Annotated in this window: 13 protein-coding genes and 1 pseudogene; 6 read left to right on the forward strand and 8 right to left on the reverse strand. The window is 38.2% G+C overall.

Features of this window, described 5'->3' with window-relative positions; genetic code table 11:
* Positions 1 to 56: 56 nt before the first annotated feature.
* From BR77_RS17675 to BR77_RS17685, 3 genes and pseudogenes are all read right to left on the reverse strand, one after another.
* Positions 57 to 1747, reverse strand: a pseudogene (locus BR77_RS17675) (PTS lactose transporter subunit IIBC).
* Positions 1744 to 3204, reverse strand: coding sequence for a glycoside hydrolase family 1 protein (locus BR77_RS17680; protein ID WP_010051933.1), 1461 nt, complete (start codon positions 3202 to 3204; stop codon positions 1744 to 1746). The pseudogene BR77_RS17675 and the gene BR77_RS17680 overlap by 4 nt, the downstream one beginning before the upstream one ends.
* 49 nt (positions 3205 to 3253) lie before the next feature.
* A complete protein-coding gene (locus BR77_RS17685; RefSeq protein WP_029451375.1) occupies positions 3254 to 3565 on the reverse strand; it encodes a PTS sugar transporter subunit IIA in 312 nt (103 codons plus the stop codon).
* Between the two features lie 403 nt (positions 3566 to 3968).
* Here BR77_RS17685 and BR77_RS19640 point away from each other — a divergent pair, with 403 nt between their 5' ends.
* From BR77_RS19640 to BR77_RS17710, 6 genes are all read left to right on the forward strand, one after another.
* Entirely contained in the window at positions 3969 to 4154 is a 186-nt protein-coding gene (locus BR77_RS19640) for a hypothetical protein (protein ID WP_010051928.1), read from the forward strand.
* 34 nt (positions 4155 to 4188) lie between these two features.
* Positions 4189 to 5940, forward strand: a complete 1752-nt coding sequence (locus BR77_RS17695; RefSeq protein WP_010051926.1) for an IS1634 family transposase — start codon at positions 4189 to 4191, stop codon at positions 5938 to 5940.
* A 300-nt stretch (positions 5941 to 6240) separates the two neighbouring features.
* Positions 6241 to 6999 (forward strand): DeoR/GlpR family DNA-binding transcription regulator, encoded by a 759-nt coding sequence (locus BR77_RS17700; protein WP_010051925.1) that lies wholly within the window; start codon positions 6241 to 6243, stop codon positions 6997 to 6999.
* A 143-nt stretch (positions 7000 to 7142) separates the two neighbouring features.
* Entirely contained in the window at positions 7143 to 8126 is a 984-nt protein-coding gene (locus tag BR77_RS17705) for a DNA/RNA non-specific endonuclease (protein ID WP_010051924.1), read from the forward strand.
* Positions 8127 to 8307: 181 nt separating this feature from the next.
* Positions 8308 to 8544 carry a hypothetical protein gene (locus tag BR77_RS19645; RefSeq protein ID WP_233638330.1) on the forward strand — a complete coding sequence of 79 codons (237 nt, stop codon included), beginning with the start codon at positions 8308 to 8310 and terminating at the stop codon, positions 8542 to 8544.
* 53 nt (positions 8545 to 8597) lie between these two features.
* Positions 8598 to 9926, forward strand: a complete 1329-nt coding sequence (locus BR77_RS17710; RefSeq protein ID WP_420919914.1) for an IS1634 family transposase — start codon at positions 8598 to 8600, stop codon at positions 9924 to 9926.
* Between the two features lie 144 nt (positions 9927 to 10070).
* Here the strand turns inward: BR77_RS17710 and lacG are convergent, their stop codons facing one another.
* From lacG to lacC, 5 genes are read right to left on the reverse strand one after another with little or no spacing between them, the layout of a single operon-like run.
* Complete coding sequence (gene lacG / locus BR77_RS17715; protein ID WP_010051923.1) at positions 10071 to 11474, reverse strand: 6-phospho-beta-galactosidase; 1404 nt, start codon at positions 11472 to 11474, stop codon at positions 10071 to 10073.
* Positions 11475 to 11489: 15 nt separating this feature from the next.
* A complete protein-coding gene (locus BR77_RS17720) occupies positions 11490 to 13205 on the reverse strand; it encodes a lactose-specific PTS transporter subunit EIIC (protein ID WP_010051922.1) in 1716 nt (571 codons plus the stop codon).
* A gap of 5 nt (positions 13206 to 13210) precedes the next feature.
* Positions 13211 to 13528 carry a PTS lactose/cellobiose transporter subunit IIA gene (locus BR77_RS17725; RefSeq protein WP_010051921.1) on the reverse strand — a complete coding sequence of 106 codons (318 nt, stop codon included), beginning with the start codon at positions 13526 to 13528 and terminating at the stop codon, positions 13211 to 13213.
* Between the two features lie 19 nt (positions 13529 to 13547).
* Positions 13548 to 14528 (reverse strand): tagatose-bisphosphate aldolase, encoded by a 981-nt coding sequence (lacD, locus tag BR77_RS17730; RefSeq protein ID WP_010051920.1) that lies wholly within the window; start codon positions 14526 to 14528, stop codon positions 13548 to 13550.
* Positions 14529 to 14531: 3 nt separating this feature from the next.
* Complete coding sequence (gene lacC / locus BR77_RS17735) at positions 14532 to 15464, reverse strand: tagatose-6-phosphate kinase (protein WP_010051918.1); 933 nt, start codon at positions 15462 to 15464, stop codon at positions 14532 to 14534.
* Between the last annotated feature and the right edge of the window lie 11 nt (positions 15465 to 15475).

Below are 15475 nucleotides of genomic sequence, written 5' to 3' on the forward strand. Positions count from 1 at the left end.
GCTCACCTATACTCTTTTCGTTTGGAAATGTTATTATTGTTTTCACATTGGTCTTTTTAAAATTTATCTAGTACAAAATCCATGGCTTTTTTTGGATCGTTTGTTAGCGATATATATTCTTGACCTTTTGTTTTTATTAGTTTAATGCCGAGTTTATCCGTATCTTTCTTTATGGTTTCATAATTTGATGCAACTTGAGGCGCTAAAATAACCAAATCATAATCCTTTAATATATCATTATGGGATCCATAACTACCCGCAGTAGCTTCTAAGGGGGCATCATATTTTTCTGAAGCCTTGTTTAAAGCATTGCTTAATAGCCCACTGGTTCCTCCGCCTGCACAAAGTACTAGTACGTGTTTCTTATCATCTAAAACAATATTAGTCGTAGGCACTACATCATCCGAAATCTCAGGGGTATTGGGTACCGTATTTTCCTCTTGTACATCTATCGCTTTGTTTTCATCTTTGTTGGTTTCAGCGGCTAGTTCGTCTTCATACACTTGATTATCATATACTTTAAAGAAAGGAAAATAAATCAGTGCATCCACTACAATCAAAACTAACGCTAATACAAAAGAAAGTGGATGAAAACCGGCAGCAATCGGAATACCAATTGGTCCTGGTATTGTCCATGGTAAAACGAACATAAAAGCTGTCATTCCAAGGACCTCAACAAATATTTTGAATATCCAAATATTTATTATCGGTGCTAAAATAAATGGAATAAAGAACACAGGATTAAGTACTATTGGTGCTCCAAATAAAATAGGTTCATTAACTGCAAATGTACTTGGAATAAATGTTGCTTTTCCTACAGCTTTGTTTCTTTTAGATTTGGAAAAAAACATAAATAAATACGGAACTACAAAAGTCGCTCCCGTTCCTCCTAATGTCATGACAAAAGCTCTTGCTGGATCAGTTAATAATTTTGTGGCTCTTCCTCCTGCTAAATACGTTTGAATATTTATATCAATATTTAAATATTCTACAGCAGATGTTGCTGGTCTCACTATAGATGGACCATGAATACCAATAAACCAGAAGAAAGACATAGCTCCTGCTATAATCGCTAATCCTAGATACCCATCAGAAGCAGTGAATAATGGTTGGAAAATACCAATAAGCCATTCTGCAAAACTTGTTCCAAAGGTAGATCTGATTACAAAATCCACTAACAATGTGACGGAAATTGTCGCGGCAAAAGGTGCTATATCTGCAAATGCTTGAGATATGTTGGGTGGAACCTCTTCCGGCATAGTTATAATTATTTCTCTTGTTACAAAAAATTTATAAATGTGTACTGTTAGTATAGCTGCTACGAATGAAGTTATTAATCCAGAAGTACCCATAAATTTCGTTGCAAAACCATTTTCTATTTGATCTACTGATAATATTAAAAAACCTGATATAGCTCCCATGGAAATGGAAGTACTATTTAATTTATGTTTATTAGGTAAGTCTCCATTGAAAGAATCGGTTAAAGCTTTTGATGTATTACTCGCTACGAGCAAACCGGCAATCCCCATTGTGTAACTATAAGGTTTCATTATCCATGCTTTAGTCGCTTCACTCCAATGATAACCAAATACTTCTGGAAGATTCGCAACTAACATAAATAAACTGGAAAATAATATTACAGGCATTGCTGCTGTAAAACCATCTTTAATAGCTCTTAAATATTTATTTCTAGATATTTTTCAAAAAAAGGTTGTGCTTTTTCTATTTGTGCTATTAAACTATTCATAATTGTTCATCCTCACTATGAATGATTTCTTTATTAAATAAATAATCCCCATTTGATTCTATAACTTTACGATACCAATCAAAACTCTTCTTTTTATACCGTTTCATGGTTCCCGTCATATCATCATAATAATCAACAAAAATAAACCCCCATCGTTTTTCCATTTTTCCAGTTGATCCACTAACAAAGTCCATTACAGCCCAATTAGTATACGCAATAACCTCTGCACCATCACCAATAGCTTTATTCAACTCTAATAGATAGTCACGTAAACTGTCGATTCTATAATCGTCAATAACCGTTAACTCTCCATTTTCATCTTCTTCTGGTTCCTCAATCTTAGAAAAACCATTTTCAACAATCATTTGTGGTAAGTGATAACGATCGTGAACGATATTTAGAATATGTCTTAATCCAATCGGATCAATTTTCCATCCCCATTCGTTTTCTTCAAGTTCTGGATTTCGTAAACCACTGATAACATTAACGTCTTTATCTGAAATATCTTCATAATCGTGTCTAGCTACTCCACTGTTGTAATAGCTATAAGCTACAAAGTCTACTGTGTGATCTTTAATGAGTTGTAGCTCTTCTTTTGTAATATCTAATTGTAAATTCTTTTCTTTTACTTCTTTAATTTTATAGTCAGGATATTCTCCAAAAGCATGAACATCCGTAAAGAATAACATCTCACGCGTCTCGAAAAAGGCTTGTAGAGCATCTTCAGGTTTAGGCGTTAATGGATAAATCGGTCCAATCGTTGTCGTACAACCTAACTGCAATTCAGGATTAATTTCTTTAGCAATCTTAATTGCTTCTGAATTCGCTACAAATCTATTATGAAATACCTGGAAATGAAGCGATTCATCCATTGTACTCGGATCTTGAGTTACTCCTGCTGAGAAAAGAGGCATCTTATCAGATATATTCACCTCATTAAAGGTCAACCAATATTTAACTTTATGGTGATACCTCTCAATAATCGTACGAACATATTTTTTGTAGTATTCAATGACCTTTTTATTCGCAAAGCCATTGTAATGATCCGCTAAATAGAGAGGTATTTCTCCAGAATGAGTAATTGTTACGATTGGCTCAATTCCGTAAGATAATAATTCATCGAATAAATCATCATAAAATTGCAAACCTGCTTCGTTCGGCTCTTCTTCAATTCCATTTGGATAGATTCTAGTCCATGCAATCGATGTACGAAATGCCTTCAATCCTAACTCTGCAAAAAGAGCAACATCTTCTTTATATCTGTCATAAAACTCTATTGCTCGATGCTTCAAATTTCCTGGTTCCGGATGCTTTGTACGCCCTTGTCTTGTACCATTAGGCACTACATCAGCAACTGCCGGTCCTTTACCATCTCTATCCCATGCTCCTTCAAAATGATATGCTGCTGCCGCACTTCCAAAAAGAAAACCATCCGGGAAATTATTCCGTTCAACCATTTTACATTCTCCTTTATTTTAAAATGTTATTAGAAAAACTATGGATTATTTAAGGTTTATAGATATCCATTAAAAACTCTAAGATATCTTTTAACAAAATTGTCGTCATTAAATGATCTTGACCGTGTACAAAGATGAATCCCAATTCAACTTCTTCTCCGCCTGCTTCTTTTGCTAACAATTGAGTTTGGCTATTATGGGCTAAGTTTAGACTAGCATTTCCTTCTTCAATTAATTGTTTGACTTCTTCTTTACTTTCTCCATTTTTAACTTTTTGAATTGCTTCTATGAAATTTGATCTTGCTTCTCCTGAATACGCGACAATTTCAAAACCAATCCTTGCTACTTGTTCTTTGTCTATTATATACATCTCCCCACATCTATTCGTTTTGTTTGTTTAATGTTCGTTACAAACAATATAAACCGTTTTCATATGTTTGTCAAGGCTAAACATCTATTTAACATAATTACTTTAAACAGTTGACATCCTTGCCTCATAGTTGTATCCTGGATTCCCGGAGACACCTAACTAGGAACAAATGCAAAACCCGTCAAATCAAGGTTTGGACAGTATTTTGAGGTTCGATTCACCTAGTTATGTGTTAAACGCATAACTAGGGAGAAATGCTTTTATATCAAGGTTTTATCCGACCTAGTTACGACTATCCGGGAATACAGGTTGTATTATAACCTCAAACAGCTTATGTTCGATTCAAACATTTAATTGTTTGTTTATCACTGTAAAGTCGATTGGAGGTACAGGAATGATTAAAGAGCGTCGTCACAGAATGATTTTGCAACTATTAGATGAAAAAAATGCCGTGAAAGTTTCCGATTTAGTCGAAACACGGGCGTTTGACACTTACGAATCGAAAAAGCATCCGGAAAGCCCGAGAGGGCTTATTTTTTTTGTCAAATTTATCGGTTGTATTTTGCGTGACTTAGCGTGATTTGTTATAATGAAAATAAAAAGGGGCTGTTCTTATGCGGTTGAAAGTTTCAAAATCTAAAAACGCTGCCTCCTTCTACGTTACCAAAACCATCTATGAGAACGGAAAGGAACGAACCATCACGGTAGAGAAGCTCGGCACTGAAAAGGAACTCCGTGAAAAACTGGATGGGCAAGATCCTTATGCATGGGCAAAAACGTATGTGTCGGAGCTTACTGCGAAGGAAAAAGAAAACCAGCGAGAAATCCTCGCTCCCTTATCCCCTATCAAACAAATCGAAAAAAATCATCCTTGTCTATTCAATGGTGGCTACCTGTTCCTCCAGGATATTTATTATGATTTAAAGTTAGACAAGATTTGCCAAACAATCAGCGACCGGCACAAGTTCAGCTTTGATCTAAATAGCATCCTCTCCTATCTGATTTACGGCCGAATCATTTATCCCGCTTCCAAGAGGGCTACTCATGAACTATCCCAAAAATTTCTGGAGCGACCCTCTTTTGAACTGCAGCATGTATATCGAGCGCTGGAAGTGCTGGCAAAGGAATTCGATTGGATTCAGGCCCAACTCTATAAAAATAGTCTGGCTATTCTTCCTCGGAATACGCGCGTCCTCTTCTACGACTGTACAAATTTCTTTTTCGAAATCGAACAGGAGGAGGGGTTAAAACAATACGGCTTGTCGAAGGAGCATCGGCCCAATCCGATTGTGCAAATGGGGCTTTTCATGGATGGAAACGGCATGCCACTGGCATTCTCAATTCAGAAGGGGAATACGAACGAGCAGACAACCTTGAAACCCTTGGAGAAGAAGATCCTTTCAGATTTTGAATTATCTCAATTCATAGTTTGTACAGACGCAGGATTGGCATCGACAGCTAACCGCAAGTATAACAATCTAGGAAACCGAGGCTTCATAACTGTTCAATCCGTCAAAAAACTGAAAGCCCATCTGAAGGATTGGGCGTTGGACCCGAAAGGTTGGCGGCTAGCTGGCCAATACGAATCCCCTGAAGATGGCTATGATGTGAGGAAACTTTCTTATGATTCGAAAGAAGACCGGAACAAGAACTTTTATAAAGAGCGATGGATCAATGAAGATGGTCTAGAACAAAGACTGATTGTCACTTATTCTCTGAAATACCGCATTTATCAGGAGCAGATTCGCAATCGTCAGGTGGAGCGCGCACAGAAATTAATTGATACCGCTCCTCAAAAATTCAAGAAAGCCAACCAGAACGACTACAAACGGTTTATCGAGCAACTCCCCTACACCTCTGATGGTGAGAAAGCAGAAAAGGTTGCTTTCTCCTTAAATCAAGATGTAATCAATAAAGAAGCTCGGTATGATGGCTTTTACGCTGTATGTACGAATCTAGCAAGTTCCGCTGAGGAAATTATAGCCATTAACCACAGGCGTTGGGAAATCGAGGAAAGCTTTCGCATCATGAAAAGTGAACTGAGGTCCAGACCCGTCTATCTGAGTCGTGACGATCGCATTATTGCTCATTTTATGACTTGTTTCATCTCACTTATGGTAGTGAGGGTGTTGGAGAAAAAAATGGGAGAAAAGTTTACTTGCCAAGAGACCATCACAAAACTAAGGGAAATGAACTTCATGGAACTCCGTGGCGAGGGATTCATTCCGGCCTATACTAGAACAGATTTCACAGATTCCCTACACGAAGCCTTTGGCTTCCGAACAGACTATCAGATTCTACCTACAAAAAAAATGAAAAAAATTTTTAAAATGACCAAAACCACGAAAAAGGTACGCACTTTTTAACAAAATAAAAAAGCCGGAAAAGCTGTAATAGCAGCATTTTCTCGGCTTTTTTCCTTCTACAAGTGTCAAAGACAGGAATATAAACCGTTTTCATATGTTTGTCAAGGCTAAACATCTATTTAACATAATTACTTTAAACAGTTGACATCCTTGCCTCATAGTTGTATCCTGGATTCCCGGAGACACCTAACTAGGAACAAATGCAAAACCCGTCAAATCAAGGTTTGGACAGTATTTTGAGGTTCGATTCAAACATTTAATTGTTTGTTTATCACTGTAAAGTCGATTGGAGGTACAGGAATGATTAAAGAGCGTCGTCACAGAATGATTTTGCAACTATTAGATGAAAAAAATGCCGTGAAAGTTTCCGATTTAGTCGAAACACTCAACGTAACAGATATGACTATTCGAAGAGATTTACAAGAACTAGAGGACGAGAACCTTCTTATAAGGACACACGGAGGGGCTCGTAAAACTGAAAATCAAACTTTACCATTTCTAGAGTTGAGTCATCAAACAAAAAGAGAAATTAATCCGGATGAAAAGAATGAAATCGCTCAATTGATCGCCTCAAATATCCATGATAACGAAACAGTATTTCTAGGATCGGGTTCTACAATTGAATTGGTTTATGATTATCTAGCTTTAAATCATGCGAAAATTATTACAAATTCAATATACGTCTTTGACAAGTTCAAATACGATGAAAGATACGAATTGATATTAACGGGTGGAGCCTATCGCTCTAAAACAGGCTCATTCACCGGCACAATAGCAAATGATTTTATTTCTACTATTAATGTAGAAAAATCATTTATAGGGGTTAATGCTTTAAATGAGTATTCTCTATACAATGCAAATGAAGATGAGGGTGTTATCCAGCGTTCCATTTTAAAGAACTCTCGTAAAAAATATGTCATTGCAGACTTTGAAAAATTCGACAAAATGGATTTTTATCAATTTTACGACTTAAGAGATATCGATTATTTAATTACAGATAGTAAAGTGCCTCAAGAGACGAAAGACAAATATTCCAAGTGGGTACAAATAATTAATTAAAAACGCTTAATTGCAATATCAAATGCATAAAAAATTTATTAAACACTATGCTATCGGCATATGCTCTTCTATACAGTCCGTATCTGGAATCCTATTAAGATAGGATTCTTTTTAATTTCAAATTTAAAAAGGGAGTGAATCGCATGATAAAAGGAAGAAAGTTATTGTGGGCTATGAGCAGTATGATGTTTCTCAGTGCTTGTACACCAACAGAAGCAGTAACAGAAGAAATAATGGCGTCCAGGTCGATCGAATCTAGCGTTGCAGTCGCTTCCGTGGCTACCGATACGAAAGAAAGTAAAGAAACCGAGGAATTTCCTTCAGAATCAACCGATTCCTCAACGTATTCTGAAAGTGTCGAACCCCAATTAACTGTATCTCATGATGGCTATGCATTAATCGAAGTCTATGGAGGGGAATTGTCAGGATATCGTGCAGCAAACGTTGTCGTTGATATCGGGTTTGGTGACAGGGAATATTGGGCCTATACAAATGAATATGGACAATTGGTTCGGGTTGTTGCAGCAGAAATTATTTTGCAAGATAATGCCACTGAACCAGTCAATTCTGAAGGACGCTATTATGATGATGAAGCAAAAGTGCCGGGGACAGAGAACGCAAATCTCGACGAAGGACATGTCATTGCCGATTCCTTAGGAGGTGTGGCTAATGCCTATAATATTACGCCACAAGACAGTGTGCTGAATCGTCACGGGGACCAGGCTTATATGGAACGAAACATTGTACAAGCAGGTGGTGCCACTAATTTTGAGGCGATCATTACCTACCCAAACACGACTACCCACATTCCAATTTCTTATAAATACACGTATACAATTAATGGGTACCAAGTAGTAGATGAATTCCAAAATGTTAACCCAGATGAATACAATGCAGCACAAGGGCTAACAGGAGAGGCTAGCTCACCTCCTGACAGTTCCGGAATAGCAGCCGCTGCGCCCACCGAAACTGCCGGAGGAGGCGTATCTGCTGTAGATACGAACGGAAATGGGCAAGGCACAATCCAAGAAGCGAAAAACGCGGGTTACGCCATGCCGATTTATAGTAATCATTGGTTATATCCGCATATGGATGACCGAGATGGGGATGGACAAGTCGGGGAATAATTTAAAAATATTCAAAATGGTTATATTAAAACTGTATTCTTAACAACCTGCATTCCCGAAACACCTAACTATGATTTAACAAAAAAAAGCTGAAACCATTGATATTAATAGGTTTTAAACACTCTCGCCATTACATAAACCTAGTTATGTGTTATACTATACATAACTAGGAGGCGGCAGAATGGCTATTATAAACCAGTTTGATAAACGAAGTGGCATTACCTATGTTTACGAATCCATATCCTATTGGGATAAGGAAAAGAAACAACCCCGGGCGAAACGCACACTGATCGGTAAGCGTGATTCTAATACAGGAGAAATCATTCCGACCGATGGTCGTGGCAGAAAACACAAGGAGGATCCGGAAGCTGCTAACTCAAGGAAACAAGGAAACCAGGACCGGTACCTATCGAAATAGCTAGCCGCAGGTTTTACGGTACCACATATCTACTGGATGAGATTGGTAAAAAACTGGGTCTAACAGAAGATCTTAAGCAATGCTTTCCCGCTAGCTACAAACAAATCCAATCCATTGCTTACTATATGATTCTTGAATCTGAATCCCCGCTTTTTCGTTTTGAAAAATGGAGCACACTTCATAAGCATCCCTATGATAAAAATATTTCTTCACAGCGCAGCAGTGAACTTTTTTCAGATATTTCTGAAGAAGAAAGAACAAAGTTCTTTATGCTTCAGGAGAAACGACGCTCCGGAGATGAATACTGGGCTTATGATACTACCTCAGTGTCCAGTTATTCCCAAACGCTTCGCCAAGCTCAATATGACAAAAACAAGGAAGACGATAGACTGCCTCAGATTAACTTGGCACTCGTATTCGGTGAAAAATCCGGTCTTCCTTTCTATTATCGAAAGCTAGCCGGCAACATTCCGGATGTGCGGACTGTTCAAAATCTTCTAGCGGATTTTGCAGTTCTCGGCTTTGATAAAGTGAAACTGGTCATGGACCGTGGATTTTATAGCGAGGCGAATGTCAACGGCCTTCTTAAGGAGCACTTGAAATTCATTGTTGCGATTCAGACAAGCAATTGCTTTGCACGCAAAGCAATCGATACCGTTTATGACAACTTCCGTTCTTTCGAGAACTTCGATGAGCAGCATGAATTGTATTCCAAGACTGTCCTTTCAGAATGGGAATATAAGCAAGAACGCCCCTACAAGAAGGATGTTCTCACAGATAAAAAGCGGGTTTATTTACACATTTACTTCAACATCGATAAGTTTGCTGAAGATGAAACCAACTTCGATCGTAAACTTATGGCTATGCGGAAGGAGATTCTGAGTGGCAAACGTGTTGCGAAACATGAGCGATTCTACAAGCAGTATTTCCAAATTAAAGAAACTCCGATTCGTGGCTTACAGGTTACTGTTATAGAAGATGCAGTGAAGGCGACAAAACGTTATTATGGCTACTTCACTTTGATATCCAACGAAAAGATGGATGCCATGGCCGCACTGGAATTATACAGAAACAAAGATCTCATCGAGAAAGCCTTTGGTAATATTAAAGACCGCTTAAATCTTCGCCGCCTATTGGTGTCATCTGAGAAAAGCCTTGACGGAAAACTCTTCGTTGCATTTGTCGCGCTCATATATTTATCTTATCTCAAAAAACACATGCATGAAGCAGAACTTTATCAAAACTATACGATTCAGTCTGCCTTGGATAAACTTGATATTATAGAATGTTTTGAGTATCCAGGCTACGACCTTAGGGTCGGTGAGGTTCTTACAAAGCAAAAACAAATTTACGAAGCACTAGGCATCACCCCGCCTGCATAGTTATGTGTTGGCGGGAATCCAGGTTGCAACGGAGATGAAGGTTCGTTGAAGGGTTGAAACCCGTGGTACCGGACAATACGACAAAAAAACAAGAGAGGTATATTTTCATATAGCTCTCTTGTTTTATATTTATGAATAAACGTACTATTCGATTATCTGAGTTTCTGCCAACTTCTTATACCAGTATGCACTTTTCTTCGGATAACGTTCCTGTGTTTCAAAATCCACATAGAATAATCCATAGCGTTTCTCATAGCCATTTGACCATGAGAAAACATCCATCAATGACCATATGAAATAACCTTTCACGTTCACACCTGCTGTTATTGCATCTGAAATGATCTCTAAATGCTTTTTAACATAATCGATACGTGCATCATCCTTGACTGTACCATCTACGAATTCATCTTTATAACCTAAGCCATTTTCAGTAACATAGATTTTTTTATAATTAGGATAATCATTTTTGACCCGCATCATTTGATCATATAAGCCTTGTGGATAGATCATCCAGTCCCAATCAGTTCGTGGAACATCTACGTCAAACTCTCTTCTTCCGACACCTTTTAGCTGATATTTAGATCCGCCTTTAGCTCCGGTTGAATTATGCGTAATTTCTGATTCACCATCAAAGGCACGCATCCAATCGCTCATGTAATAATTAATACCTAGAAAATCATTTAAATCCTTAGCTGCTTCAAGCATTTCAAAATCTTCTTCACGAAGGTCTAACTTGCCACCATTTACGGAGAGAATATGATTGACACCCTCCATCGTTTTTTGAGAGTACCTACCCAAGTAAGTGGCATCAAGAATAAATTTATTGTGAATAATGTCTTCCAATTCTGCTGCTCGAACATCACCTGGATTAGATGGATCATAAGGGTACTTTGTTGGAAGTGCATGAACGACACCAATTTCTCCTGAATATCCATTATCCTTATAAAGCTTGACAGCTCTTGCATGTGCAAGCATCATATTATGATGGGATTGGAATAATTTTTCAAAATCATACTTAATCCCTGGTGGGAATTTACCCACTAAGTACTGACCATCACCTATCGGGCCTATTTCGTTGAACGTAGTCCAATAGTTAACTTCTGAAAATTCTTTAAAACAGAATTCAGCGTAATTAACAAAATAGTCAATGTTTTTACGATTTAAGAAGTCTCCATCTGAATGCAACACTTCAGGAGTATCAAAATGATGCAGCGTGACAAAAGGTTCTACATGACGTTTATGACATTCTGAAAAGAGATTATGATAGTATTCAACGCCTTTAGGATTTACTTCACCAAAACCAGTCGGAAAAATACGTGACCATGCTATGGAAATTCGAATGCCATTTACACCAAATTTTTCACTAAGTTCCAGATCCACAGGATAACGATGATAAAAATCACTGGCTGGCTCTGCTGTATACCAATAGTTTTCTTCAAGATAAGTATCCCAAGCTACACGGCCTTTGCCATCTGTTTGCGTCGCCCCTTCAGCTTGATAGGCTGCTGTTGCGCCGCCGAAAATAAAATCTTTTGGTAACTTCTTCATATTATAACCTCCCGTCTAGTCTTCGAATTGTTCTTGAACAAATGCAAGAGCCCCTTGGCCATCACGGGTCAATTTAATGTATTGACCTCCTTGCGTTTTAGCAAGTTTAACGCCCAATCTATCAGTATCCTGTTTGATATCTTCGTAATTCGAAGCCACTTGAGGTGCTAGAATGACTAAATCATAGTCTTTCAAGATATCCATGTGAGCACCATAGCTGCCTGCTGCTGCTTTTACAGGAGCCCCATATTCAGCCGCAGCTTTATTTAAAGCATTAGCAAGAAGGCCACTTGTTCCACCGCCGGCACAAAGGACAAGAACATTTTTAGCTTCTATTATTTTATTTTCAAAAACTTTCGGATCATTCTCGTTCGCATCAACACTTGCAAGGACCGCTTTGGCTTTTTTAGTGTCAAAGCTGCCTTCAACTTTTTCTTTCAAACTATCCGTAGATGATACACCAGCTTTTTCTTCTTCAAGAATTTGTGCATCGTAGACTTTAAAGAATGGGTAGTAAATCACTACGTCCACTACAATCAATGTAAGAGCAAGAACAAGTGACATCAGCCCGAATCCTGTTCCGATAACGATCCCTAAAGGACCTGGTGTTGTCCAAGGCAAATTCACGCTAAAGCTGTTCATCCCAAGAACATCAACGAAGAATTTGAAAATCCAGACGTTGGCAATCGGTGCAAAAATAAAAGGCACAAAAAATACTGGATTTAAAACGATAGGTGCTCCAAATAAGATGGGTTCATTAACCCCAAAGAAAGTTGGTACAACTGACGCTCTGCCGATCGCCTTATTCCGTTTTGATTTTGATAACCACATGAACATGAACGGAACAACCAGCGTTGCACCTGTACCACCCATTGTAACGATAAACATCTGTGTTCCGGATGTCAGAATCTTATCTGCATGCTGTCCAGCTTGTAAAAGTTGGAAATTTGTTTCAATATTCGCATAAGTAATCGCTGCAATAGCAGGTTCAACGATAGATGGCCCATGTATACCGACAAACCAGAATAGTGCATAGGCACCAAATATGATTGTAATACCCAAGTAACCATCAGCCGCTGTGAACAGGGGCTCGAATAACTTAATGATAGACTCAGCCACATTCGTGCCCATAATGTTCCTGGTCACTATATCCAAACCATAAAGAACGACTATCACTAAGGTAAAAGGAATAATATCTTTAAATACTTGTGAAATGTTTGGTGGTACTTCTTCCGGCATCCGGATTGTCACATTATTTTTCACAGTGATATTATAGATGTTCACAGTAATGAACGCTGCAAGAAACGCTGTCAATAGTCCTTTTGTTCCTAAGAATCCGTTTGCAAATCCACCGCCCTCAACTGCATCCGCAGCAAGGAGTAAGAAACCGGATATGGAAGCCAGCATAGTGGAAAGGAAGTTAATTTGATTGGTGCTTTCCAGCTTTCTGTTGAAGGAATCCGTTAAAGACTTCGCAGTTGTGCCGGCAACCAAAACGCCTAAAATCCCCATTGTATATCCGTATGGTTTCATAATCAAAGCTTCAGTCGATGCACTCCATGAGAAACCGAAGATATTAGGAACATAGGCAATCAATAGGAAAATACTTGAAAACAGAACAACAGGCATCGCTGAGATAAAGCCATCACGTATTGCGCGTAGATAGATATTACGGGATACTTTCTCAAAAAAAGGTTTAGCTTTTTCAATTTGTGTAATCAATGCATTCATCATAATTAGTTGCTCTCTCTTTTATACAATTCAATCAAATGTTTCATCAAATCTCTAAGCAGCAATGTTGTCATCAAGTGATCCTGTCCATGCATCATCGTAACGCTGTATTCAATATCATCACCTGAAGCTTCCATAGTAAGCAAACTTGTCTGAGCTTTATGAGCCTCTTTGATGCTGGTATTTGCTTCTTCGCATAATGCTTCGGCTTTATCATAATCACCTTTTTCCGCTGCTTTTAAAGCCTCCAAAAGGTATGATCGCGCTTCACCTGCATAGGCAACAATTTCAAACCCTAATAAAGTAGCTTCTTCCCTGTTCATTACATTCCCTCCAATTTGTTCAGATTTTTTCTGTCCAAGATGTTGCTGTCGTTTCAAGAACTTTGTTTAGTGTATCGATATTATTAAAGCCAGTCGTGCGCAACCATTCACGCGCAGCTTGCTCACCTTCTTTGATATAAACTGGAACTACACCCGCCCATGTTGCACGACCACATAAGACACCATTAAATTTAGCACCCGCATCGTGAGCAAAACGAAGTGTTTCTTGGAACAATTCCGCACTAACGCCTGCACTTAAATAAATATATGGAAGATGTGATGCTGCTTCTTGTTCTTTAAAAAAGTTAGCTGCTTCTTCTTTAGTATAAACAACTTCTCCATCTGAATATCCTTCTACATAATTCATATTCACTGGAACTTCAACTTTTAGAACGTCTACATTGTATCTATCATCTGAGAATACTTTCATTGCTTCGATAACTTTTCTTGGTTTAATTTTAGCGAACTCTGTGCTACTGTTATCCGTAACATTCTCATCATATGTTAAAATCTCCAGGAAGAATGGAATATCTTCAGCCACACATTCCGAACCTATACGCTCCATATATGCTAGTTTTTGAGTATTAATATAATCTGAAGAATCAACATCATAGTAAAGAAGGAATTTAACAGCATCTGCGCCTCTTTCTTTAATACGTTTAACTGACCATTCAACTAGGCAATCTGGTAATCGTCCTTCTGTATTTGCATCGTATCCAGTTTTTTCATATGCTAGCAGAAGACCTGAATTCTTATCACGAGCATCAGCAGCAGGCAAGCCATATTCAGGATCCAGAAGAATAGATGATGAATATTTTGTTAGTTCTTCTGAGACAAGCGTTTTCAATTTTTCCATATCCCCAACAGTTGGCTCTTCCGTTTGATGTGCAGCCATCATTTTTTTCAAAGCACCACGTTGATCAAATGCCAATGCTGAAATGATGCCTTTATCATCGCTTAAACGTTTTAAATATTCTTTTTTATTTTCGGTGTTTATCATTTTTTATACCTCTTCTACTTTTATTTTATCATATAACTTCTCAAAATTATCTAAGTTTACATGTCCAGTAAGTTTCTCTTGGGCATTCAGCATGCCCAACGTATTTGCTTTCTTCAGTAAGGAATCATCCGCTTCATCATTTACCAAGGCTGATACAATTCCGGCCACAGTTGAATCACCTGAGCCCACAGGATTTACGACAGAAATTTTAGGGATCGTCACTTGATAGAAAGTGTTTTGGTGTTTGGCGAAGGCACCTTTAGAACCGAGTGATACGACAATCCATTCGATACCTGTAAAAATATCTTGGGACAGTGCTGCTTTTAAGCTATCAACATCATCGGTAATCTCTTTGTTCAATATCTGTGATAATTCTTCTGTATTTGGCTTAATGACGGTTGGCTTACCGCTGCCTCTTAACACCTCAAGCATAGCCTCTCCTGAGCAATCAAGCACGACTGGCTTGTTATGCCTATTGCAAATTCCAATCATTTGAGAATAGTAAGTTGACGCAATTCCTTTCGGCAAACTACCTGAAATAGCGACTGCTTTGACTTGCGTTAGTAGTTGCTCGAAATGATTTAGAAATCCTTCTGCCTCAGCTTCTGTGATCACAGGTCCTTGCTCCAAAACCTCAGTTTGATGTCCATCATGGAGGATCGCAATACAGTTTCTTGTGTCGCCAGTAATTTTGTAGAATGAATGTTTAATATCAGTCTTATCAAGTTCATTTTCAATAAACTCACCCAATTTACCTCCAATTAAACCGCTCGCAACAACCGCTTCATTTAATTGCGATAAAACTCTAGTCACATTCAAACCTTTACCACCAGGTGTTTTGTATGTCTCTTCAACACGATTAACGGAATCGAGATGGAAATCTTTTATTTGGTAAGCAATATCGACTGAAGGATTCATAGTTATCGATAAAATCATCTTGCTTCTCC

Source organism: Carnobacterium maltaromaticum DSM 20342, from assembly GCF_000744945.1.
Taxonomy (GTDB): domain Bacteria; phylum Bacillota; class Bacilli; order Lactobacillales; family Carnobacteriaceae; genus Carnobacterium; species Carnobacterium maltaromaticum.